At 53.8% G+C, this 24,674-nt stretch carries 19 protein-coding genes; 7 read left to right on the top strand and 12 right to left on the bottom strand.

Features of this window, described 5'->3' with window-relative positions:
* Positions 1–23 precede the first annotated feature (23 nt).
* The 5 genes from IFU29_RS11285 to IFU29_RS11265 all read left to right on the top strand — a co-directional run bounded on the left by IFU29_RS11285 (position 24) and on the right by IFU29_RS11265 (position 5,654).
* Positions 24–191 (top strand): hypothetical protein, encoded by a 168-nt coding sequence (locus tag IFU29_RS11285; RefSeq protein WP_191934008.1) that lies wholly within the window; start codon positions 24–26, stop codon positions 189–191.
* A 318-nt stretch (positions 192–509) separates the two neighbouring features.
* Positions 510–875, top strand: coding sequence for a hypothetical protein (locus IFU29_RS11280; RefSeq protein WP_191934007.1), 366 nt, complete (start codon positions 510–512; stop codon positions 873–875).
* Entirely contained in the window at positions 872–2,212 is a 1,341-nt protein-coding gene (locus tag IFU29_RS11275; RefSeq protein WP_191934006.1) for a TolC family outer membrane protein, read from the top strand. The genes IFU29_RS11280 and IFU29_RS11275 overlap by 4 nt, the downstream gene beginning before the upstream one ends.
* 15 nt (positions 2,213–2,227) lie before the next feature.
* Positions 2,228–3,487, top strand: coding sequence for an HlyD family secretion protein (locus tag IFU29_RS11270; protein WP_191934005.1), 1,260 nt, complete (start codon positions 2,228–2,230; stop codon positions 3,485–3,487).
* Positions 3,488–3,512: 25 nt separating this feature from the next.
* Complete coding sequence (locus IFU29_RS11265) at positions 3,513–5,654, top strand: peptidase domain-containing ABC transporter (RefSeq protein ID WP_191934004.1); 2,142 nt, start codon at positions 3,513–3,515, stop codon at positions 5,652–5,654.
* An 83-nt stretch (positions 5,655–5,737) separates the two neighbouring features.
* On the opposite strand, the gene IFU29_RS11260 is transcribed toward IFU29_RS11265, so the two are convergent.
* From IFU29_RS11260 to IFU29_RS11250, 3 genes are all read right to left on the bottom strand, one after another.
* Entirely contained in the window at positions 5,738–6,226 is a 489-nt protein-coding gene (locus tag IFU29_RS11260) for a hypothetical protein (RefSeq protein ID WP_191934003.1), read from the bottom strand.
* Positions 6,219–7,067: a winged helix-turn-helix domain-containing protein gene (locus IFU29_RS11255; RefSeq protein WP_191934002.1), complete on the bottom strand. Its 849-nt coding sequence runs from the start codon at positions 7,065–7,067 to the stop codon at positions 6,219–6,221. Before IFU29_RS11255 ends, IFU29_RS11260 begins: the two co-directional genes overlap by 8 nt.
* Positions 7,068–8,024: 957 nt before the next feature.
* Positions 8,025–8,387, bottom strand: a complete 363-nt coding sequence (locus tag IFU29_RS11250) for a hypothetical protein (RefSeq protein WP_191934001.1) — start codon at positions 8,385–8,387, stop codon at positions 8,025–8,027.
* A 520-nt stretch (positions 8,388–8,907) separates the two neighbouring features.
* Between IFU29_RS11250 and mutS the strand changes: the two genes are divergently transcribed.
* The gene (gene mutS, locus IFU29_RS11245; protein ID WP_423244836.1) at positions 8,908–11,484 is read left to right on the top strand and encodes a DNA mismatch repair protein MutS; all 2,577 of its coding nucleotides are present in this window, start codon (positions 8,908–8,910) and stop codon (positions 11,482–11,484) included.
* Between the two features lie 78 nt (positions 11,485–11,562).
* On the opposite strand, the gene narI is transcribed toward mutS, so the two are convergent.
* The 5 genes from narI to IFU29_RS11220 are packed head-to-tail and all read right to left on the bottom strand — an operon-like array spanning position 11,563 to position 19,697.
* Entirely contained in the window at positions 11,563–12,240 is a 678-nt protein-coding gene (gene narI / locus IFU29_RS11240) for a respiratory nitrate reductase subunit gamma (RefSeq protein WP_191934000.1), read from the bottom strand.
* A 3-nt stretch (positions 12,241–12,243) separates the two neighbouring features.
* A complete protein-coding gene (narJ, locus tag IFU29_RS11235) occupies positions 12,244–12,969 on the bottom strand; it encodes a nitrate reductase molybdenum cofactor assembly chaperone (protein WP_191933999.1) in 726 nt (241 codons plus the stop codon).
* On the bottom strand, positions 12,966–14,513 hold the full coding sequence (narH, locus tag IFU29_RS11230; protein ID WP_191933998.1) for a nitrate reductase subunit beta: 1,548 nt from the start codon (positions 14,511–14,513) through the stop codon (positions 12,966–12,968). Before narH ends, narJ begins: the two co-directional genes overlap by 4 nt.
* Complete coding sequence (locus IFU29_RS11225) at positions 14,510–18,271, bottom strand: nitrate reductase subunit alpha (RefSeq protein ID WP_191933997.1); 3,762 nt, start codon at positions 18,269–18,271, stop codon at positions 14,510–14,512. The genes narH and IFU29_RS11225 overlap by 4 nt, the downstream gene beginning before the upstream one ends.
* A 37-nt stretch (positions 18,272–18,308) precedes the next feature.
* A complete protein-coding gene (locus IFU29_RS11220; protein WP_191933996.1) occupies positions 18,309–19,697 on the bottom strand; it encodes a NarK family nitrate/nitrite MFS transporter in 1,389 nt (462 codons plus the stop codon).
* Positions 19,698–20,026: 329 nt separating this feature from the next.
* On the opposite strand from IFU29_RS11220, the gene narL reads away from it, so the two are divergent.
* Positions 20,027–20,698: a two-component system response regulator NarL gene (narL, locus tag IFU29_RS11215; RefSeq protein ID WP_191933995.1), complete on the top strand. Its 672-nt coding sequence runs from the start codon at positions 20,027–20,029 to the stop codon at positions 20,696–20,698.
* Positions 20,699–20,801: 103 nt separating this feature from the next.
* Here the strand turns inward: narL and rpoS are convergent, their stop codons facing one another.
* The 4 genes from rpoS to surE form a co-directional block, all read right to left on the bottom strand.
* Entirely contained in the window at positions 20,802–21,794 is a 993-nt protein-coding gene (gene rpoS, locus IFU29_RS11210) for an RNA polymerase sigma factor RpoS (protein ID WP_118663349.1), read from the bottom strand.
* A 50-nt stretch (positions 21,795–21,844) separates the two neighbouring features.
* Positions 21,845–22,966: a murein hydrolase activator NlpD gene (gene nlpD / locus IFU29_RS11205; RefSeq protein ID WP_191933994.1), complete on the bottom strand. Its 1,122-nt coding sequence runs from the start codon at positions 22,964–22,966 to the stop codon at positions 21,845–21,847.
* A 160-nt stretch (positions 22,967–23,126) separates the two neighbouring features.
* Positions 23,127–23,753, bottom strand: coding sequence for a protein-L-isoaspartate(D-aspartate) O-methyltransferase (locus IFU29_RS11200; protein ID WP_191933993.1), 627 nt, complete (start codon positions 23,751–23,753; stop codon positions 23,127–23,129).
* Positions 23,747–24,508, bottom strand: coding sequence for a 5'/3'-nucleotidase SurE (surE, locus tag IFU29_RS11195; RefSeq protein WP_191933992.1), 762 nt, complete (start codon positions 24,506–24,508; stop codon positions 23,747–23,749). Before surE ends, IFU29_RS11200 begins: the two co-directional genes overlap by 7 nt.
* Positions 24,509–24,674 lie beyond the last annotated feature (166 nt).

The raw sequence follows: 24,674 nt of genomic DNA, 5'->3' as shown, positions 1-24,674 counted from the left end.
ATCTTTATTTCCACATGCCACTTATGCTGAGGACTATCGTTGCCCAGGCACAGATCATTGTCAGTCTTCAGAAGCTGCCATCACCGGCACTGATACTGAGTGCCGGTGATGGCAGAGCGATGGTGAACAGCCCCCGCAGGCGGCAGGTGTTGAATCAGGACACCATGGCGGAAACGGCCCCTCTGGCATGATTAACGCCCCTGACACTTTACGTCATTCAAGAGAATCATGACTCATAACTTAAATACCACCTATTTCCACACGTATCATATGTCTTACGATTTGATTACCACCCTATTCCCGGGCGAGGTGGATAATTACAATTTCACCTTACGCCATTTTAATCCCACCAAAGAACTGTTAAAGTCAGCCGCAGAAAAACAAATCGCCCTCATTATTATTAATGCAATCCACTCAATTAATGGTTACTTTCTGGAAATCGAAATTAAAAACACCATGAAAACACTAACCAGCAATTCTAAATAATCACCTTGGTTTTTGAAGAAAACATGAATAAGAACTTCCTTAAGAAAACCGTTAATTTCGGTATCAGTATGATGATTAGCGTGCGGAATACTCCGCTGGAATTGACCAGCGCGCTAGTTAACATTCTGCCCCCCCCACAATGCCGGCCCTATATCTCATCCAAAGTGATGAAACGGTTACAGCAGGAAAGCGATGTACTGATGCCGAAGGAGTGGGCAGTGAGTAACCTGATACACCAGGGGGATTCCCCTTCTGAAATTGTCGCTAAAAAATGCCGCGCGCTGAGTACCATTTCAACACAGAAAAGAAACGCCACGAACATGCTCCATGTCAATAATGAGAATGAGTTATTACGCGACTTACAGCAGCAGGCATTTTTATCCGTATGAGAACCTTTTGGAATGCCGCGCTAATAAAAATCACCCTGCTATTGTTGCCAGGATTTTTTCTTTCTGACTATGCCTGTGCGCTGTCGCTTCAGGAATCGCTGATTGCAGCAACCACTTACAACGCAGAAATGAAGGCTGCCCGTAGCCTTCATGCCGCCGATCATGAAAGGAAGTATCAAGGCTTCGCCGGATTATTGCCGGTGGTGACACTTGATGGAGGGTGGAATAAAACCGACCAGCCAGATGCTGCCTATTCTGCCGGCGTTACCCGCCATAATTACAGTTTTAATCTGACACAACCCATTATTGATGCTTCAAAATATGCCAGCTGGCGGAAAAGCCTGGTAATTAGCAATATGGCCGATGTCAAACTGATGATTGCCCAGCGAAAACTGATTAGCGATGTCACCAATGCTTATTACAACGTGGTCTATCAGCGCAGCGTATTGCAGACCAACCAGCGGATACTGGTTGCCTTCGACGCCCGGCTGAAACAGGCGCAAAAGGCCGTCGAGGTAGGCGATGGCACACGGCTGGATGAAGCTGAGGCTCAGGCCAATTACGATACGGCCGTCGCCGATGAACTGGCGTCTGAAAATGACCTGGATGATGCCTATATTGCCTTTCATCAGTTAACCGGTCTTGATGCGGAGGGTATCCCGGACAAGAGTCTGAGCTGCGTGCATTTCAATATGGCGCTGAAACCAGAGCGGATCACACGCGAGGCCGCAGAAAATAATCTGGATGTGCTTTCCGCTATTCAGGCGCAGAAAGGCAGTGAAGTCGATATCCTCTCCACCTCCTCTAACTATCTTCCCGTGGTGACGTTCCAGGCGAGCTACGGCAAAAACTGGACGCGTGCTGAAAACGCAAACTTACTCGACTCCTTATTTGGTACTACGTCAAAAACAGATAATACCGCCGTGGGCCTTAATGTTTCTATCCCTCTGTTTTCTGGGGGCAGCCATATCTCCCAAAGCATCGAGGCCGCACACCGCTTTGAGGAAAGCAAAGATCTGCTGACTGAAGCGCGGCGTAAAGCTGCGCAGCAGGCACTGCAGGCAGCTTCCGGGGTGAAGAGCAGCCAGTCGCGTATTAAAGCGTATGAGCGGGCAATCGTTTCTGCCAGTAAGCGTCTTTCCTCGACACAGTACGGGCGTGAGATCGGCCAGCGCACGCTGATCGATGAGTTCAACGCGGAAAAGGACTATTACCAGGCCATTCAGAATCTGGCACAGGCCCGAAACACGCTGATCCAGTCCATCGTTAAATTAAAGTCAGCCACCGGTGAGCTGGATTATGCCGCCATGAAAAATTTCAGCTGCGATGCTCCATGATCAGGGATTTTACTAATGAATAACGACTTATTTCGCCGGCAGGTGCTAGAGGCAAAAAAACCCAAAGTGTTAGGGTCCGTCGCGCTGTATTGCCCGCCCTTTCGCTGGGTAATTATTTCGCTGGTCGCTTTACTGGTAGTGGTGCTGATCGCATTTTGTGTTTTCGGCAGCTACACCAAACGGGAGACCGCAAAGGGTGTGCTGGTACCTGAAAATGGCATGATGACCATCACCGCGATGACGCCAGGTACGGTGATCGCCCTGCCCGCTCATGAAGGGGACATGCTGGAAAAAGGCAGTCATATCGCCACCGTTTCTTCGGAAATCTCTACCCGCTTTGGCCAGACGCGGGAAGCGATCGCCCGCCAGCTGGATCTGCAACGGGAGGGCCTCACCCAGCAGTTGAGCAATCTTGAACAACTGAATACCGAAACGCTGAAATCATTACGCGAAAAAGACAGTTTGCTGCAGCAGCAGTCTGTCGAGCTGGACACCATTTACAAGCAGCGGACGGAGCAAATCGCCCTGGCCAGGACGCAGCTGGATAAAACCAAAGCGATGCGCGTGGAAGGCTATGCCTCTAATACTCAGGTGGAAAAGCAGCAAAATGAACTGCTGGATGCCAGCGTGCGCCTTCAGGATGTGGCCCGGCAGAGAATTGATGTTCGTCAGCAGCTGTCTCAGGCGCGCCAGCAGCTGCGCGAACAGCCGATGAACTACTCTCAGCAGAAGAATGATATTCAGCAAAAACTCTCCACGATTTCACAGTCGATGATGGAAAACGAATCGCGCCGCTCCGTCGATTTACTCGCGCCGGAAAAAGGCACGGTCAGCGCCGTGCTGGTTAAACAAGGACAGGTTGTCACCGCCGGGCAAACGCTGGCGATGATGGTGCCTGATAACGCTCAGTTACAGGCGCGCATCATGTTGAGCAGCCGTGCCATCGGCTTCATTCGCCCCGGCCAGCGGGTTGTTCTGCGCTATCAGTCCTTCCCCTGGCAGACGTTTGGACAGCAATACGGCACGGTAAAAGAGATCTCCAATTCGGCGCTCTCGCCGCAGGAGGTGGCGACGATAACGGGTGACAGTCAGGTTCAGGAATCCATGTACCAGGTCAAAGTGACCGTTGACCATCAGACGGTACAGGCTTATGGCAAACAGGTCGAACTGAGACCCGGTAGCGGGCTGGAAGCCGATTTTATTGTGGATAAACGCCATATCTATCAATGGGTTCTTGAGCCGCTTCGGGCGCTGGGCAAGATGACATCCCTATAATTATTATCATTTAATCAGGTTTATCATGGATTTATTTCACAAGCTCAATTTGTCATTTCGCCATAAGTTACCGGTATTACGTCAGACCCAGGCCGCTGAGTGCGGCCTGACCTGTATCGGTATGATTGCTGGCTATTACGGTCACCAGATCGACATGGTGTCGCTGCGCCAGCGTTTCCCGACCTCCCTGAAGGGCAGCACGCTATCCGATGTGATGTCCATTGCGCAAAACCTGGGGATGGGCTGCCGCGCGCTTCGCCTGGACCTGAACGAGTTACATAAGCTGTCGATGCCCTGTGTGCTGCACTGGGATATGAACCATTTTGTGGTGCTGAAAGGTATCGCAAAAAACAAAATTATTATTCACGACCCCGCTCGCGGCGTGCGAAATGTGCCAATGGACGAAGTCTCAGCGTCCTTTACCGGCGTGGCGCTGGAGGTCTTCCCTGCGGCAACGTTTGAGAAGAAAAACGAGAAAAAAAACATCTCAATGCTGAACCTTATCCGTAACGTATCCGGGATTGGTTCCGCTTTTATGCAGGTGGTCGTGCTGTCACTGGCTCTGGAGTTTTTCGGCATCATTACGCCGTTCTATATGCAGTGGGTCATCGACCAGGTGCTGGTGTCAGCGGACCGCGATTTACTGACGCTGCTGGGCGTGGCCTTTATCTGCATTACCGTCTTCCAGAACCTGATCTCCGCACTGCGAAGTTGGGTAACCACCTGGTTTTCCAGTCTGTTAAGTGTGCAGTGGTCGAGTAACCTCTGTGCTCACCTGCTTGGCCTGCCGCTGAACTACTTCGAAGAACGTCACGTGGGTGACATCCTGTCACGCTTTGGCTCGATCTCGACTATCCAAAGCACGCTGACGGGCCGCTTTATCTCCTCCATCTTTGATGGCGTTATGGCGCTGATCACCCTGGCGGTCATTTTTACCTATAACGCTAACCTGACCTTTGTGGTCATCGGCCTGTTCCTGCTGTATGCCCTGCTACGCTGGGTGTCCTTTGAGCCGTTCCGCCGCGCCAATGAGGATCAACTGATGGCTTCGGCAGTCGTACAGTCGCAGCTGCTGGAATCCATTCGTGGTATGCAGGCAATAAAGCTCAACAATAAACAGGACCTGCGTGTATCGACCTATACCAATGAAACCGTCGAAGCGACCAATAAAGGGATCACCACGCAAAAACTCTCTATTGGATTCAGTACGCTGCAGGACAGTATTTCTGGCATAGGAAAAATTGTGCTGATATGGCTGGCGGCCCTGCAGGTGCTCGACGGCAACTTCACCAGCGGCATGCTGGTGGCGTTTATTTCCTTTGCTGACCAGTTTATCTCGCGTTCCGGCGGCCTCATCAATGCGCTGATCGATTTCCGCATGCTGCGTTTACATGGCGAACGTCTTTCCGATATCGTGCTCACGGAAAAAGAGCAGAATATGACAAGCAACGTGGCTCTGCCTGAGAAGGAGGGGTCAATGAGCATCGACATCTCTGCACTCTCTTTCCGCTACTCCAGCACCGATGCCGACATTTTTACCGACTTCAATCTTGCCATTAAAGCGGGTGAATCCGTGGCGATTGTCGGCCCGTCGGGACAGGGCAAAACCACGCTGGCAAAATTACTACTGGGGCTGCTTAAACCCGTTGCCGGTACCATTTATGTCAACGGCGTAGATCACACCCAGCTCGGCATGACTCAGTACCGCGATCTGATTGGCAGCGTAATGCAAAGCGATATGCTTTTTGCCGGATCAATTATGGATAACATCAGCTTTTTCGATGCCAGTCTCGACAGAGAGAAGGTTGAGCGGGCTGCGCAGATCGCGCAAATACACGGGGATATCATCGCCATGCCAATGGGGTATAACAGCATGGTCGGCGATATGGGATCATCGCTGTCCGGTGGGCAGGCACAGCGCGTCATCCTGGCACGTGCTCTCTACCGTGATCCGCGCATTCTGATCCTCGATGAAGCTACCAGCCATCTCGACGTGGCCCGTGAGAGCGCCATTAATAATGCGATCAAGCATATGAACATTACCCGCATTATCATCGCACACCGACCTGAAACCATTTTAAGCGCCGACCGGATTATTAATATCAACCGAACCGGTGTCACTGAAATACCAAAGGATGAATTTATTGCTCTGCTCGGTACCTCGTAACCAGGCCTGCAATCCGACTCATAATATCTGCCCAAAAAAACCGTTAAAATTGGGTGCAGAATCATCTGCACCTCTTTTAATTGCTACTCTCCCGATACAGAAAAATCATCGTTACAAATATATGCCGGAATGGAATTTATCATAAAGAGATAGTTCCCATTCGGCTGCCTGACTATCCTCATTAATATCTTTTTATTAGGATATATAAAAAAATCCGGCTCATAGCGGCTGAGTTCACCATCGTTGACATTGTCACCCGGCAGCTTAATATTTTCCCAGGATACCAGCGAATAGAGATCGCCTCGCCGATTAAAACGAAAAGACACCTCACGATTGAAGACCTTATCAGGGTACTGAACGGAGCGACCGTTCATGCTCACCACCCCTTCGTCTCCACGAAAAACATAGCTTAATGAGACATCCAGCCTCTCTTGATTGTAATGCTGGAAGATACTGGCCGAGCACGTAAAGTCTTTATGATACCACTGATGAATAAATTTCCAGACTATCCATGCCATCAACAGCAGCCCGAAGATAATGCTCACAGCTATTGCGTACTTTTTTTTATGCATCTTGTCCCCCCTTGATAAAATAGTCTGAGATACAGGTGCTCACTTCATTAATGGGTTTGTTACACCGTATCACCGACACCCTGGGTAACACCCAGGGATAGCTGTGGCAGCGGGCTTTCATCTGTTCACCCAGGAATTCAACCTCCATGCTGGCCACCGCCGTGGAGCTTTTATCTGTGACAAAAATGAGGCAACCATCCACGGTGGTCAAAAAACGATAGTGGGCGAAAAATGGCACCTCATTATGCGGCCTGGTCCCCAACACAATGCCAGAGAGAAAAGCCACGCCTACCAGAACACCCGCACCGCACAGCGCCAGCTGTCTGGTGTAAAGTGGGCGGGATGCTACCCGGACTCTGACCTCAGCGGGTAAGCGGCCTTCAACGCCATCTCCTTCGCTTTCACCCTCAGGAGACTGCCGCTCGCCGGGCTCCGATGTCAGTCCGGCGTTACTCATGCTCTGCGTCTCGTTATAAGCGTCTTCCCGCTGTTGTTCAGCGGTCATCTTGTGGATCCGGGGGCTGCTGGCGAGGGTCAAACTGATACGTGGTATCGTGACAACCGGATCTTCCTTCAGATTAAATTTTTTAAGTCCCTTTCTTATAATAGAAATATTTTGATAGTAAGTATTTGGAGATACCTGCATTCCGCTTTTCGCCCAGACGATGTCCATTAACTCGTGTTGCGTCACAATCGTGACTATGCGATTTATTAACAACAACAGACACCGACCGGCAGGCGAGTTCAAAACGACCAAATGTTCAGGGTCCTCCAGATCCCGCAGCGTGCTGGTCGCCGGGTGGAATTCGATAATTCCATTAATGATATAGTGATTATGCATATCTGTAAGCCACTCCTCCATGAAAATAGTAAAACACTGATTCAAAGAATAAAGTCAGCAAAAAAATGATACTTCCTTGTCCCTCAGGAAGTAATGTGGAGGATATGTATTAAGTTGTACATAACAACATGCCGTAATTGATCTCATTTTTTATGATACAACAAATGATTTTTAAAAATCATTAATGAGTAATTCATGATATTTGTTATTTTTATGAAATTCTCTGAAAACTATAATTAAAGAGGATTAAGAAAAATAAGAGAGCAGGCTACCTCGCCCTTCCTGTTGAGCAGTTTTAAAAATGACATAAAGATTAAATTATAGTTTGCAATGGATACGGCCGTGCAGTACACACAGCCCCGTCACGATCGTTACCCGCCTCACACTGCGGGAACGCGTTTATACGGGTGATCGCGCAGGAAGTTTGCGCAGCGTCTTCATTGCTTACCTGTAGAAGGCGCTGGAGTAACGGCTTGCGGCGCACCGTATCGGCGTGCGCAGGAGATGCTGGCGGATAATGCAGAGACGCACGGTGTACAGCTACCGCGGCTGCCGCGACAGATGCCCAGAAGAACATCTAACGCTGGCGGCAGACATAGAATGATGAAAGACTTCATTCATCATTAAATAACCTGAATCTGTAAAAAGGCCAGAATCGCGGATTGTAGCGGGCACCGATAGGGGAGATCACGTGACCAGGTATAAACAGGGTGGGCCGGGTAATCTTGACGTTACCAATTGGCAAGCTGATGACGTGGAACGATTGCCGTCGGCCCGTAGAGTTGTCGATACCGTCCTGAAGCTTGAGAAAGCCTGTGACAGGTAATTCGATGGCTGTAGAAGTAATGATATTGTCACTTGCGAAGGGATCATAATGAGACCAACATTAAGAACGAAGATAATTCAGGTTTGCGCTAACAAAATTGCAGCGAACGGTAACAGTGTTGGACTGTCTTTCTATGCTTTTTTGCTACCAAGTATGCTGACCTTCCCGGAATCAGTCACCTTACCTAAATCAATCTTGTACAGAGGTTGCCCTTTTTTTACCGATTGCCCTGCCCCCACAAATTGCTTTGAAATGATTCCTTGCTGAGTTGAAAAAACATTCATTGCACGAGGTAGTGTAGTTACCTCACCACTCACCTGAATACATCGGGTATAACTACTGAGCAGTAAAAAAAGTATCAGGGTCAAAATAAATAAAAACGACAGCCCAGCCACCCATCTCCCCGGTATTGAAGATAGCAGCATTGCTTTCCCTGCCCATTTATCCTGCTGATGCTTAACAGACTCCTCCCTGAATAGATTTCCCTGGCTCATCCCTGACTTCTTATTGTGGTAATGGAATTTTTTCGTGGGATGTATAGTAAGGGTTACTAATAAAACATTCCTTTTTTACATCTCTTTTATTCTCATATTTCCCCATATCGGGATTTTTTTAATCTGCCGCAAATAGATTTTCGAGCTATTGTTTTCAATCAGAGTATAACCTTCATCACCAGTCTGGTCTGACCGTTGGGTCTTCGTTAACATAGAGAACGCTTCATTAACGGTTCGTTTTTATAGATTATGGCGAACCTTACGTTATCTTTTTTTATGTACTACTGATTATTTTTAATTTTTTGTAACCCTATCCTCGCCGCAACCTGTGCATTTTGCAGCATTTCTCCCACTTTTACCTGTGACAGCGCCTTACTCACTGGGATAATATAGCCGCAGAGAAATGTCCTGATACCTGTCATGCCGTTATCACGAGTAAGACCCGGTTTTCACCCATGTCAGCTTTATCCTTGCCCGTTTGCTTCATCGTCCCGACAGCTTGAAGTGGCAAGGACTTTCAATGGATTGGAGTATCAACCCTATGAACAACACCGAAAATTTATCCTCCCACACTCCAATGATGCAGCAGTATCTACGTCTAAAGGCTGACCATCCTGAGATCCTGCTGTTCTACCGCATGGGCGACTTCTATGAGCTGTTTTACGACGATGCGAAACGCGCCTCTCAGCTGCTGGAAATCTCCCTGACGAAGCGTGGGGCCTCGGCAGGAGAGCCGATCCCCATGGCGGGCGTGCCCTATCATTCGCTGGAAAACTACCTGGCAAAGCTGGTCCAGCTGGGCGAGTCGGTGGCGATCTGCGAGCAGATTGGCGACCCGGCGTTAAGCAAAGGTCCGGTCGAACGTAAAGTTGTCCGCATCGTCACCCCCGGCACCATCAGCGATGAAGCGCTGCTGAATGAACGTCAGGACAATTTGCTGGCAGCCATCTGGCAGAGCCCGCGCGGCTTTGGTTATGCGACGCTGGATATCAGCTCCGGGCGTTTTCGCCTGGCAGAACCGACGGACCTGGAAACCATGGCCGCCGAACTGCAGCGGACTAATCCGGCTGAACTGCTCTACCCGGAAGACTTCGCCGCCATGGCGCTGATTGAAAATCGTCGCGGCCTGCGCCGCCGTCCGCTGTGGGAATATGAGCTGGACACCGCCCGCCAGCAGCTCAATCTGCAGTTCGCCACCCGTGACCTCAGCGGTTTTGGCGTCGAGCAGGCTCATCATGCCCTGCGTGCGGCAGGCTGCCTGCTGCAGTACGTCAAGGATACCCAGCGGACTTCGCTGCCCCATATCCGGGCGCTGACCATGGAGCGCCAGCAGGATGGCATTATCATGGATGCGGCCACCCGCCGTAATCTGGAGATCACCCAGAATCTCTCCGGGGGTATTGAAAACACGCTGGCCTCGGTGCTGGATAAAACCGTGACGCCGATGGGCAGCAGGATGCTGAAACGCTGGCTGCATATGCCGGTTCGTGATGTACAAGTGATCGCCCGCCGCCAGGAAAGCATCAGCGCCTTGCAGGATTGTCACGAGTCACTGACGCCGCTGCTGCGTCAGGTGGGCGACCTCGAGCGTATCCTTGCTCGTCTGGCACTGCGTACGGCCCGCCCGCGCGATCTGGCGCGCATGCGCCACGCTTTCCAGCAGCTACCGCTACTGAACGGTGAGCTGGAAGGTAATCAGACCGCGCATCTGCAAACCCTGCGCGGACAGATGGGCGAATTCACCGAACTGCGTGAGCTTCTTGAACGTGCCATTATTGAAACGCCGCCGGTGCTGGTGCGTGACGGCGGCGTCATCGCCCCCGGGTATAACGCCGAGCTGGACGAGTGGCGGGCGCTGGCTGACGGGGCCACTGATTATCTCGATCGTCTGGAAGTCCGCGAACGCGAAAAGCTGGGTCTGGATACCCTGAAGGTCGGCTTTAACGGCGTACATGGCTATTACATCCAGGTCAGCCGTGGACAGAGCCATCTGGTGCCGATCCATTATGTGCGCCGCCAGACGCTGAAAAATGCCGAACGCTATATTATCCCCGAACTGAAAGAGTACGAAGATAAGGTGCTGACCTCGAAAGGTAAGGCCCTGTCGCTGGAAAAAGCCTTATACGAGCAGCTGTTCGACATGCTGCTACCGCATCTGGCAGCCCTGCAGGAGAGTGCGGCGGCGCTGGCCGAGCTGGACGTATTAAGCAATCTGGCCGAACGCGCCTGGACGCTGAACTACAGCTGCCCGACGTTAAGCGATAAACCAGGAATTAAACTAACCGGTGGACGCCATCCGGTGGTCGAGCAGGTGCTGAAAGAACCTTTTATCGCCAATCCTCTGTCTCTGTCGCCGCAGCGCCGGATGCTGATTGTCACTGGCCCGAATATGGGTGGTAAAAGTACCTATATGCGTCAGGCAGCGCTGATCACTCTGATGGCCTATATTGGCAGTTTCGTCCCGGCGACCCAGGCGGTAATTGGCCCCATTGACCGCATCTTTACCCGCGTTGGCGCGGCCGACGATCTGGCCTCCGGGCGCTCAACCTTTATGGTTGAGATGACCGAAACCGCTAACATTCTGCATAACGCCACCGAGTTCAGCCTGGTGCTGATGGATGAGATTGGCCGGGGTACGTCAACCTATGATGGCCTGTCGCTGGCCTGGGCCTGTGCCGAAAGCCTGGCCAGCCGTATCAAGGCGATGACGCTGTTCGCCACCCATTATTTCGAGCTGACCACGCTGCCTGAACAGATTGAAGGGGTGGCGAACGTGCATCTGGATGCGGTCGAGCATGGCGATACCATCGCCTTTATGCACAGCGTGCAGGACGGGGCGGCGAGTAAAAGCTATGGCCTGGCCGTGGCGGCGCTGGCTGGCGTGCCAAAAGAGGTGATTAAACGGGCGCGTCAGAAGCTGAAGGAGCTGGAAGCGTTGTCGGGCAGCGCGGCGGCCACGAAAGCGGATGGTTCGCAGCTGCCGCTGCTGGTGGAGGAAACCTCCCCGGCAATGGAAGCCCTGGAGGCGCTGGATCCGGACTCCCTGTCCCCGCGTCAGGCGCTGGAATGGATTTACCGGTTGAAATCACTGGTATAAACAGAGGACCGATCGTCATACGATCGGTCCTTGCCATGAGGGAGGACCGGCTGTTCCGGTTCGCCCCCGCTTTGCAGATTAACGGCGGTTACGTACCAGCTGATAGCGACGGGTCAGGTATTCGACCGGTGCGCTCCAGATATGTACCAGGCGGCAGAACGGGAACAGCAGGAACAGCGTCATTCCCAGCACCATATGCAGACGGAAGATTACCGCCACACCGTCAAGATGTGCCGAAGCTCCGCCCTGGAACGTCACAATACTCTGCGCCCATCCGGCCAGCTTGAGCATTTCACTGCCATCCAGATGCTGCGCTGAGAACAGAATAGTCGTCAGCCCCAGGGCCGCCTGCAGCACCAGCAGCGTCAGGATCAGAATATCGGCAAAACTGCTGGTCGCCCGCACCCGTTCATTGGTCAGACGACGTTTCAGCAGCAGGGCACCGCCAATCAGCGTCATCGCACCAAACACCCCACCGGCTCCCATCGCCAGCAGCTGCTTTTCGCCAGCCGACAGGAAAGGCTCATACACCCAGTGCGGCGTGAGCAGGCCGACGAAATGCCCCAGCAGAATGCCGATGATGCCGATATGGAACAGGTTCGACGCCAGGCGCATCCCTTTTTTACTTAACATCTGACTTGAACCTGCCCGCCAGCTGTACTGCCCGTAGTCATAACGCAGCCAGCTCCCGACCAGAAATACCGTCCCGGCCAGATAGGGGTAAATATCAAAGAAGAAACGATTCAAAAACTCCATGATTTACTCTCCTTTCGCCGCCATAGTTACTGCTGAAATATCAAGGTACTGCGGCATCACTGCCGCAGCCGGATGCGATTTCTGTGCGGATTCACATCCGCCACCGCCTGGGTTCATCTGCGCGATAAAGGCCACCTGCTCTTCCTCCCAGACAGCATCCAGGGCGGCGGGGGTATCATCGCGCGCTTCCTGAGCCACCTGCGTCTGAAGCGACTGTGGGTCGGCACTGCTGCCGGACAGCGCCAGCAGCAGCGGGAAAAGTGGCGCATAGTCGCTCTGCCGCTGTGACAGACGGGCTGCCAGCAGCGCCAGAATCGGTGCAATATCCTGTAACCCACGCCGGATGCGGGACTGGTCGCCCTGCGCCAGGTACTCCAGATAAAGAGGTAAAAAATCAGGCAGCTCTTTAGCGTTCAGTTCAAGACCATCGGCACGATACTGTGCCAGCAGATCTACCATCGCCTGACCGCGATCGCGCGACTCGCCGTGCACATGTTCAAAAAGCAGCAGGGATGTCGCCCGGCCGCGATCGAACAGCTCGCTGTATTCCGCCTGCCTGTCCAGCAAAGGACGGGCAGCGGCCTGCTGAATAAACTGCGCGAGGAACTGGTGCTGGTGTGCATCCAGTTCATTTGCCTGCGCCAGGGCATCCAGGATCTCTTGCTGATGGTCAACGAAATCCTGCTGCGGGTAGTCCAGCAACCGGGCAATGATACGCAACGCGATCATGAGTTTTTCTCCGCGTCCGGCACCGTTTTCTTCGAAACGTCGATGGCATCTATGCGTCGGCTGTTGAACAGGTTGAATTTGCCGTCACTGCCGTGGCAGCCATCGCCAAAACTGAAGCCGCAGCCTTTGCTTTCCGGGAATGCTTCACGCGCCATTTCACGGTGGCTGCTCGGGATCACGAAGCGATCCTCGTAGTTAGCAATCGCCAGATAGCGATACATCTCCTGTGCCTGTGCTTCCGTCAGCCCGACCTGCTCCAGCGCACGTACGTCATGAACGCCGTCCACGGTTTCAGCGCGCTTATAATGACGCATGGCCATCAGGCGATTGAGCGCCTGCAGTACCGGGGCGGTATCCCCGGCCGTCAGCAGGTTGGCCAGGTATTGCACCGGGATGCGCAGGCTCTCCACATCCGGCAGCACGCCGCTGTGGGCAAGCATACCGGCATCCGATACTGACTGGATCGGAGACAGCGGCGGTACATACCACACCATCGGCAGCGTACGATATTCAGGGTGCAGCGGCAGCGCCAGCTTCCAGTCCATGGCCATTTTATAGACAGGGGACTGCTGCGCAGCATCAATCACGCTCTGCGGTACGCCATCCTTCAGCGCCTGCGCAATCACTTGTGGATCGTGCGGGTCAAGGAAGACATCCAGCTGGCTCTGGTAGAGATCTTTTTCATTTTCCACCGCCGCCGCCTGTTCAATACGGTCGGCGTCATACAGCAGCACGCCGAGGTAGCGGATACGCCCGACGCAGGTCTCTGAGCAGACGGTAGGCTGGCCAGCTTCAATGCGCGGATAGCAGAAAATACATTTTTCTGACTTGCCGCTTTTCCAGTTGAAGTAGATTTTTTTGTACGGGCAGCCGGTAATACACATCCGCCAGCCGCGGCACTTGTCCTGGTCGATCAGCACGATGCCATCTTCTGCACGCTTGTAGATCGCCCCACTCGGGCAGGTCGCCACGCAGGTCGGGTTCAGGCAGTGTTCACAAAGGCGCGGCAGATACATCATGAAGGTGTTTTCGAACTGTCCGTACATCTCCTTCTGCATATGGTCGAAGTTTTTATCCTCAGAACGCTTTGAAAATTCGCCGCCGAGGATCTCCTCCCAGTTCGGGCCATTTTCGATCTTCTTCATTCGCTGCCCGGTGATCAGCGATCGCGGACGGGCAATCGGCTGATGCTTACCGGCAGGCGCGTTATGCAGATGCTGATAGTCAAAGTCGAACGGTTCATAATAGTCGTCCAGCCCGGGCACATCGGGGTTGGCGAAAATTTTAGACAGGACGCCGACGCGGTTACCCATGCGAGGCACCAGCCTGCCGTTGATCTTACGGATCCACCCGCCCTTCCACTTTTCCTGGTCTTCCCACGCGTTAGGGAAGCCTACACCGGGTTTACTTTCCACGTTGTTAAACCAGGCGTACTCCATACCTTCACGGCTGGTCCAGACGTTTTTACAGGTTACCGAGCAGGTGTGGCAGCCGATACATTTGTCGAGATTCAGAACCATTCCGACCTGAGAGCGAATTTTCATTGGCCTTTCTCCTGCTGGCTTCCCTGGCAATCGTCGTTGCCTTCGCCATCTAACCAGTTAATGTTATTCATTTTTCTCACCACAACGAACTCATCCCGGTTGGAACCGACCGTACCGTAATAGTTGAAGCTGTAAGCCAGTTGCGCATAGCCGCCAATCATATGCGTCGGTTTAGGACACACACGGGTCACCGAGTTGTGGATCCCGCCACGCTGGCTGGTGATTTCTGAACCCGGGATATTCACAATGCGCTCCTGCGCGTGGTACATCATGGTCATCCCTGCCGGTACGCGCTGGCTGACAACCGCACGGGCGGTTAGCGCACCGTTGGCGTTAAACGCCTCGATCCAGTCGTTATCTTCAATGCCCAGCACCCGGGCATCCTCTTCACTCAGCCAGACAATCGGCCCACCGCGTGACAGCGTCAGCATTAACAGGTTGTCGCTATAGGTTGAGTGGATCCCCCACTTCTGATGCGGCGTGAGGAAGTTCAGCGCCATCTCAGGATTGCCGTTCGGCTTTTTATTGAGCAGCGGCTGTACCGTGCGGGTATCAATAGGCGGACGGTACACCAGCAGGCTTTCACCGAAATCACGCATCCACTGATGATCCTGATACAACTGCTGACGGCCGCTGAGGGTACGCCACGGGATCAGCTCATGCACGTTGGTGTAACCGGCGTTGTAGGAGACGTGCTCATCTTCCAGGCCGGACCAGGTCGGGCTGGAGATAATTTTACGCGGCTGCGCCTGAATATCGCGGAAGCGGATCTTTTCATCCTCTTTATTCAGCGCCAGATGGGTGTGATCGCGCCCGGTAAACTGCCCCAGCGCCTGCCAGGCTTTCACCGCGACCTGACCATTGGTCTCCGGTGCCAGCGACAGGATCACCTCAGCGGCATCAATCGCACTGTTGATATTTGGGCGACCGGCCGCCGGCCCCTCAGTTTTGACGTAGTTCAGTTTTTTCAGGAAGTCGATTTCAGTCTGGGTGTTCCAGCCGATCCCTTTCCCACCGTTGCCCAGGGTGTCCAGCAGCGGCCCCAGCGAGGTAAAGCGCTCCCAGGTGGCCGGATAGTCACGCTCCACCGTCATAATGTGCGGTGCCGTTTTCCCCGGGATCAGGTCGCACTCACCCCGGTGCCAGTCCTGGACGTCGAACGGCTGTCCCAGTTCAGCGGCAGAGTCGTGCTGGATCGGCTGCAATACCACGTCCGTCTCTTTACCTAAATGACCCACGCAGAGCTCAGAGAACGTTTTGGCAATCCCTTTATAAATTTCCCAGTCGCTACGCGATTCCCAGGCCGGGTCAACCGCCGCCGACAGTGGATGAATAAATGGATGCATATCCGAGGTATTCATGTCGTCTTTTTCATACCAGGTCGCCGTCGGCAGAACGATATCCGAATAGAGACAGGTACTGGACATGCGGAAATCGAGGGTGACGACCAGATCGAGTTTCCCTTCTCCCGGGTTATCCTGCCACTCCACTTCCTGGGGTTTGACCCCACCCTGCTGACCCAGATCGCCGCCCTGCACGCCGCTTTCTGTCCCCAGCAGATACTTCAGCAGATACTCGTGGCCCTTACCGGAGGAGCCGAGCAGGTTGGAGCGCCAGACAAACAGGTTACGTGGGAAGTTTTCCTTGCTGTCAGGCTGTTCTGCGGCAAAACGCAGGCTGCCATCTTTCAGGCCGTCCACGGTAAAGGCCAGGGGTGTCTTGCCAGCCGCCTCTGCCTGGGCGGCAAGGTGCAGCGGGTTGGTATTCAGCTGGGGTGCAGAAGGCAGCCAGCCCATTCTCTCTGAGCGCACGTTAAAGTCGATCAGGCTGCCGCCGTAGCGTGACTTATCGGCCAGCGGTGACAGCAGCTCATCGGTGCGCAGCGTCTCATAGCGCCACTGACTGGAGTGGTTATAGAAGAAAGAGGTGCCGTTCATCTGGCGTGGCGGACGCTGCCAGTCAAGGCCAAACGCCAGCGGTAACCAGCCCGTTTGCGGACGTAATTTTTCCTGACCGACATAGTGTGCCCAGCCGCCGCCGCTTTGGCCGACGCAGCCGCAGAACACCAGCATATTGATCAGACCACGGTAGTTCATATCCATGTGGTACCAGTGGTTGAGACCGGCACCGACGATGATCATCGAACGACCACGCGTTTTTTCTGCCGTCTCCGCAAACTCGCGCGCAATCCGCACGATGTTCTGCCGCGGTACCCCGGTGATCTGTTCAGCCCAGGCCGGAGAGTAGGCTTTCACTTCATCGAAGCTGGCCGCACAGTTCGCGTCATCCAGCCCGCGTTCAATCCCGTAGTTAGCCAGCGTCAGGTCGTACACGCTGGTGACCAGAGCAACAGAACCATCCGCCAGCTGCAGGCGTTTGACCGGCAGTTTGTGCAGCAGGATCTCGTCCAGCTGTACGCTCTTGAAGTTAGGGTTATCTATCGCGCCAAAGTAAGGGAATCCGACGTCGGCGATATCGTCATGCTGACCCAGCAGGCTGAGTTGTAACTCCACTTCCTGCTGGTTTTTCCCTTCACGTTGCTCGAGGTTCCATTTGCCTTTTTCACCCCAGCGGTAGCCAATGGAGCCCTGCGGCGCAACCAGCTCGCCATTCTGCTGATTAATGGCGATGGTCTTCCACTGCGGATTATTTTCCTGACCTAAACCGTCCACCAGGTCGCTGGCGCGCAGCATCCTGCCGGCGGCATAGTACCCGCCCTCACGCTGTTCCAGCAGAACCAGCATTGGCATATCGGTGTACTGGCGCACATAGTTGCGGAAATATTCCACCTCACGTTGCTGGTGGAACTCCGTCAGGATCACATGCCCGAAGGCCAGTGCCAGTGCGCTGTCGGTCCCCTGCTTCGGGCTCAGCCACTGATCGCACAGCTTGGCGATTTCAGCATAGTCCGGGGTCACCGCCACGGTTTTCGTCCCTTTGTAACGGACTTCAGTGAAGAAGTGCGCATCCGGGGTTCGGGTCTGAGGAACGTTACTGCCCCAGGCGATGATATAGGCAGAGTTATACCAGTCAGCGGATTCCGGTACGTCGGTCTGCTCGCCCCAGGTCATCGGTGAAGCAGGCGGCAGGTCACAGTACCAGTCATAGAAACTCAGACAGGTTCCCCCAATCAGCGAAAGATAACGGGAACCCGCTGCATAGGAGACCATCGACATCGCCGGGATCGGTGAAAATCCAATAATGCGGTCAGGCCCGAATGCCTTCGCCGTATAGATATTGGCTGAGGCGATCAGTTCATTCACTTCCTGCCAGTCAGAGCGCACGAAACCACCGCGCCCGCGCGCTTCTTTGTAGCTTTTTGCCTGATCGGGGTTTTCGACTATCGACTGCCACGCCAGCACGGGGTCACTGTGTTGCGCTTTTGCGGCACGCCACAGGCTGATTAAACGCTTACGCACCAGAGGATATTTCAGGCGGTTCGCGCTGTATAAATACCATGAGTAGCTAGCACCGCGCGGGCAGCCGCGCGGCTCATGGTTAGGTAAATCCGGACGAGTACGCGGATAGTCCGTCTGCTGGGTTTCCCAGGTCACCAGACCATTTTTAACGTAAATCTTCCAGCTACAGGATCCCGTGCAGTTTACACCGTGGGTGGAACGCACAATTTTGTCATGCTGCCAGCGGCTGCGATAACCATCCTCCCAGTCACGGTTGGTATTCAGCGTCTGCCCGTGCTGGCCAGAAAAGGGTTCGGCGAGTTGTTTGAAATAACGTAACCGATCAAGAAACTTGCTCATTCGACATGCTCCAAAAAAACTAAAAGGGTTCGCGCACTTATTTCATTTTTTTTCGGCCGTAAACCAGCCAGGTAATCGCGATGCAAATCACATAAAACAGCAGGAAGACTTTCATTGCCCCGGCGGGTGAACCACTCAGTGACAGGGACATGCCGAAGGTCTGCGGAATAAAGAAGCCTCCCAGTGCACCAATAGCGGAGATAAAGCCCAGCGCTGCGCTGGTATCGGTGACGGCCTCGCGCTGCGCGGCTTCATCGCTTCCGCCTGCGGCTTTAACCCGGTCTACCGTGATTTTGCGGAAGATGACGGCGATCATCTGGAAGGTCGATCCACTGCCCAAGCCAGCGGCAAAGAACAGCACCATAAATACGCCATAGAAAGCGATAAATGACCCCGACTGGCCCTCTCCCGGTAGCGTCAGGAATAGCAGCGCAGTGAAGACCGCCATCAGCACGAAGGTGAACAGGGAGACGCGCACACCCCCGAGGCGATCGGACAGCATGCCACCCGCCGAACGCGCCAGCGCGCCAATAAACGGCCCGAAGAAGGCGTAATGCATGATGACCACATCGGGGAACTGCGTTTTAGACAGCATGGCAAAACCGGCGGAAAAGCCGATAAAGGAGCCGAACGTGGCGAGATAGAGCAGCGAGAGGATCCAGAGATGTCCGCGCTTCAGCACCGGCAGCTGCTGTCGTAATGAGCTTTTCGCGGCGGCCAGATCGTTCATACCGAACCAGGCAGCCAGTGTGGCAATCACCAGCAACGGCACCCACATCCAGGCTGCATTCTCCAGCCACAGCCCGTTTTCTGCATGGGCAGAGGGGCCGGTAAACCAGCTGAACATCGCCACTGAAATGGCGAGGGGGGCAAACAGCTGCATCACGCTGACGCCAAGGTTGCCTAAGCCGCCATTGATACCCAGCGCGCCACCCTGACGGGCTTTTGGGAAGAAGAAGCTGATATTACCCATGCTGGAGGCAAAGTTAGCCCCGGCAAAACCGCACAGAAGTGAAATAATCACAAAGACGGCGAAAGGTGTGGCTGGGTTCTGCACGGCAAACCCCAGCCAGATGCAGGGTACCAGCATCAGGGCCGTGCTAAACGCCGTCCAGCGACGCCCGCCAAACACCGGCACCACAAAGGAGTAAGGAACGCGCAGGATGGCCCCGGAAACCGACGGGAGTGCCGTCAGCAGGAACAGCTGGTCGGTGGAAAAGTTGAACCCCACCTTATTAAGATTGACGGCGACGGCGCTGAACAGCATCCAGACGCAGAAGGCCAGCAACAGACAGAAAACGGATATCCACAGATTGCGACTGGCAATCCGTTTGCCCGTTTGTTGCCAGAACACGGTATTTTCAGGCTGCCAGTCCTGGATTACCGCACTATTTTCTTTCCCTGAAGATGCGTTAATTTTCGACATAATTTTCTCAATAGCTGTGTAATAACCAGCCTATCCTGAACACCTCCTGCGCGGTCTGACTTGACGTGTATCAACCCGATGGCAGGTGATAAGCCGGCCACAGAATGAGGATACTTCCTAAGAGTCAGCGAAAATGAGTAAAATAAGCCATATAATTCATATTCTTGGGTAACTTTTTTTTGCCAGGGATAATGCGGCAGGTACAGGCTGGCTATTCGGTATTACCACAAAATAGGTATGGGCATGATGTTCTGAATCAGTGACAATCCGCAGGTTAAAACTTCACCTTGAGAGACGGAACGCCCCCCCACCATCAGCAGGAAAAGAGGATGACAACACAGCTTACGCAGGTACTTTCAACGAAACCGGCCAGTGTTTTATTGATCGACGACCATCCGATGATCCGTAACGGTCTGAAACAGCTTATCGGTCTTGACGCGCGGCTGAAGGTGGTCGCTGAGGCCAGCAATGGCGTGGACGGCGTCAGGCTGGCAGAACAGCATGAAGTGGATCTGATCCTGCTCGATCTGAATATGCCCGGCATGAACGGGCTGGAAACGCTGGAACAGCTGCGGGCCATCGATGCCTGTGGCCATATTGTCGTGTTCAGCGTTTCAGACTATGAAGACGATGTGATTAATGCGCTGAAGCGGGGAGCCGATGGTTACCTGCTGAAAGATATGGAGCCAGAGGCGCTACTGGAATGCCTGCACCGGGCCGCCGCCGGTGAGCTGGTGCTGAGTGACACCCTCCCACCCGTGCTGGCGGCCAGCCTCCGGCAGCAGCGCTCTCCGCGACAGACCGGTAACCCCGAGTTCACGACGCGGGAGCGGGACGTACTCAGGCTGATTGCACAGGGGATGAGTAACAAGCTGATCGCCCGTCGTTTAGGTATTAGTGAGAGCACCGTCAAGGTACATGTGAAGCATCTGCTGAAAAAGCTGCAGATGAAGTCCAGGGTTGAAGCCGCAGTGTGGGCACTGCAGTGTGGTGAAGTCTGAGGTTATCAGCAGCCAAAAAAAAACGGTGACCGAAGTCACCGTCTCAGGCATTACTGTTTATCAGGCCGTTGTACGCTGTACCGCACAACAGGATCCGCGTAAATTATTCGCGGAACAGCGCTTCAATATTCAATCCCTGAGCCTGCAAAATCTCACGCAGGCGGCGCAATCCTTCAACCTGAATCTGGCGAACACGCTCACGGGTCAGACCGATTTCGCGACCCACATCTTCCAATGTGGCCGCTTCATAACCTAACAGTCCGAAACGACGTGCCAACACTTCGCGCTGCTTGGCGTTCAGTTCGAACAACCATTTAACGATGCTTTGCTTCATATCATCGTCCTGCGTGGTATCTTCCGGGCCGTTATCTTTATCATCGGCCAGGATGTCCAGCAGCGCTTTCTCGGAATCACCGCCCAGAGGCGTATCAACCGAAGTAATGCGTTCGTTGAGGCGCAGCATCCGGCTGACATCATCAACAGGCTTATCTAACTGTTCGGCGATCTCTTCCGCACTCGGCTCATGGTCAAGCTTGTGGGAAAGTTCACGCGCGGTACGCAGATAAACATTCAGTTCTTTCACGATATGAATCGGCAGGCGAATCGTTCGGGTTTGATTCATTATCGCCCGTTCAATCGTCTGACGAATCCACCATGTGGCATACGTTGAGAAGCGGAACCCTCTTTCAGGGTCAAACTTCTCGACGGCGCGGATCAGGCCCAGGTTACCTTCTTCAATCAGGTCAAGCAGTGCCAGACCACGATTGCTGTAACGACGGGCAATCTTCACGACCAGACGCAGGTTACTTTCGATCATGCGGCGACGCGAAGGCACGTCCCCACGGAGTGCACGACGAGCAAAGAAAACTTCTTCCTCGGCCGTAAGCAATGGAGAGTAACCAATCTCCCCTAAGTAGAGCTGCGTCGCATCCAGTACGCGCTGGGTTGCGCCCTGTGATAACAGCTCTTCTTCAGCTAAGTCGTTATCACCAGGTTCATTTCCGACAAGTGCTTTCTCATCAAAAACCTCAGCTCCGTTTTCGTCGAATTCCGCGTCTTCATTTAAATCATTAACTTTCAGCGTATTCTGGCTCATAAGCGGCTCCTACCCGTGATCTCAGGGCAGAACACCAGGGTTCTGCCGGCTTAACGTTGCGGTAAGTAACGCAACGGATTTACGGATTTCCCCTTGTAACGAATTTCAAAGTGCAATCTAACCGAACTCGTGCCGGTACTACCCATTGTGGCAATCTTCTGACCCGCTTTCACTTCTTGTTGTTCACGGACCAGCATCGAATCGTTGTGGGCATACGCACTCAGGTAGTCATCATTATGTTTGATGATAATCAAATTACCGTAACCGCGCAGAGCGTTACCGGCATAGACCACACGACCGGAGGCGGTGGAAATGACGGACTGACCGCGCGAGCCCGCAATATCGATACCTTTATTTCCGCCTTCGGAAGCAGAGAAGTTATCGATAATTTTACCGTCTGTCGGCCAACGCCAGCTGCCCACGGGCGTGGTGCTGTCTGTTGTACTACTCACGGTCGGGGCGGTAACCGGAACTGTTGTCGTTGCAGCAGTTTTCCCGGACGAAGGCAGCATTTTGCCTTCACTTGGTGTACCTGAATCCTCAGAATACGTAATTACCGGTTGGTGTGCAACCGTTCCGGCAGTCATTTGTGAACCAGAGGATGCCGTCGTCATTCCGCCTGCGTTTGCATCCGCTGCCGTCACCGCATTACCGCCGGTAATCGGCGTGCCGGAACCATTAGCCACCTGTAATTGCTGGCCAACGTTGAGCCCATAAGGCGCCGCGACATTATTGCGCTGGGCCAGATCGCGGAAATCGTTACCGGTTATCCAGGCAATATAGAAGAGTGTATCACCCCGTTTAACCGTATAGGTGTCGCCGCCATAGCTACCTTTCGGAATATTCCCATAACTACGGTTGTACACAATACGACCATTTTCAGTGACCACATTTTGATTCTGGCCCGCTGAGGATGAAGCTACCATCCCTCCGCCTGAAGCAGGGGGGCGCGCCGAAGGCACTAAACCGCTGTTGCCGCCACCGCCATTGCTGACCATACCTGCATTACCGGAATTACCAGCATTGCTGCTCATCATGCCGGAGTCATTTCCGCCAACGGAGCTGATGGGGGCCTGCGCATTATCGCTGCTGGAACAGCCTGCCAGCCAAAATCCTACTAATGAAACGGCCGCAAGACGGCGTAACTTAAATACTGGGCTTCCCGTGCTCATTTAATCCCCCATAACGGCAACACTTTGACGAAAAAAAACTTCATAACAGCAGCATGACTGACGGCAACCGGGCCCGCATGCGCAAATTCAGTCAGATACTAGCAATATCACAGGCAGGGTGCCACGAAACAGTTGTATAGAAATATCCTGGTTATGGCGATCAGGCGAGATCCCCCTGAACCAGTGGGACAAAACGGACGGGCTCAACCGTGTCGATAATGAACTCATCACCGATGCGGCGAATGCGCTGCAGGACCTGCTGCTCTTCCCCGACGGGCAGCACCATCACACCGCCCTCATCAAGCTGTGACATCAGCGCCTGCGGGATTTCTGGCGGTGCCGCGGTGACGATGATCGCGTCAAACGGCCCCCGTGACGGCCAGCCCAGCCAGCCATCGCCGTGCCGGGTCGAGACATTATGCAGGTCAAGCTGCTTCAGGCGACGCTTGGCTTGCCACTGTAAGCCTTTGATCCGCTCTACCGAACAGACGTGCCCGACAAGGTGCGCCAGAATGGCGGTCTGATAGCCGGATCCGGTGCCAATTTCCAGCACGCGTGACGAAGGCGTGAGCGCCAGCAGCGACGTCATTTTTGCGACCATATAAGGCTGAGAAATCGTCTGCCCGGAACCTATCGGCAGCGCCATATTTTCCCAGGCTTTATGCTCAAAAGCCTCATCAACAAAGCGCTCACGCGGCACCTCTTCAATGGCCTTCAGCAATCGCTCGTCGTCAATACCCTGCTGGCGCAGCTGTGCCAGCAACGTCTCTATGCGCCCACTCACCATTCGCGGTTGACCTCAACGCTGTCTAACCAGGAAGAGACGACCTCCTGCGCGGGGTGAGCAGTCAGGTCAACATGCAAAGCGGTAACGGACACATAGCCTTCATCAATAGCGGCGAAATCGGTATCCGGGCCGGCATCCAGCTTTTCACCCGGTGGGCCGATCCAGTACATCGTATTACCGCGCGGATCCTGCTGTGGGATGGCCTGATCGCTGGGATGACGGCTGCCACAGCGGGTAACACGGATCCCCTTTATCTGGTCAAGAGGCAGATCCGGAACATTGATATTAAGGATGCGTCCGGTACGCAGTGGCTCGCGCAGCAAGGCTTTCAGGATTGAGCAGGTGACGGCAGCGGCCGTGTCGTAGTGCAGATGCCCGTTGAGAGAGACCGCCAACGCCGGTAGTCCCAGATGCCGCCCTTCCATAGCAGCGGCCACCGTACCAGAGTAAATCACATCATCCCCCAGATTAGGGCCGGCATTAATTCCTGAAACGACAATATCCGGCTTAGGCCGCATCAGGGTATTGACGCCCAGATAGACGCAGTCGGTTGGCGTACCCATCTCGACCGCTATATCACCATTGGGATAGTTAAAGGTTCGCAGGGGTGTTTCCAGCGTCAGAGAGTTCGATGCCCCGCTACGATTGCGGTCCGGAGCAACCACCTGCACTTCGGCAAATTCACGTAGCGCTTTCGCCAGCGTCTGAATGCCTGGCGCGTGGATACCGTCATCGTTACTCAGCAAAATGCGCATTGTCACCTAACCTGTTGATAAATTTGATCACCTTTCCCTGCAGATAACATCGAATGACTGGGAAGAGGTGTGGCTGAAAACATTTTAGCTGGATGCACGAGGGAGTGGTAGGTGTAAATGTCTGGTTAACCGAAGGAGGAAGGGCGGCCCTTACAGCCTGCCCCGG

It is taken from the genome of Erwinia persicina (genome assembly GCF_014838825.1).
In the GTDB taxonomy this organism is placed as follows: Bacteria; Pseudomonadota; Gammaproteobacteria; order Enterobacterales; family Enterobacteriaceae; genus Erwinia; species Erwinia persicina_A.
This window is presented reverse-complemented; position numbering and strand designations above follow the sequence as displayed.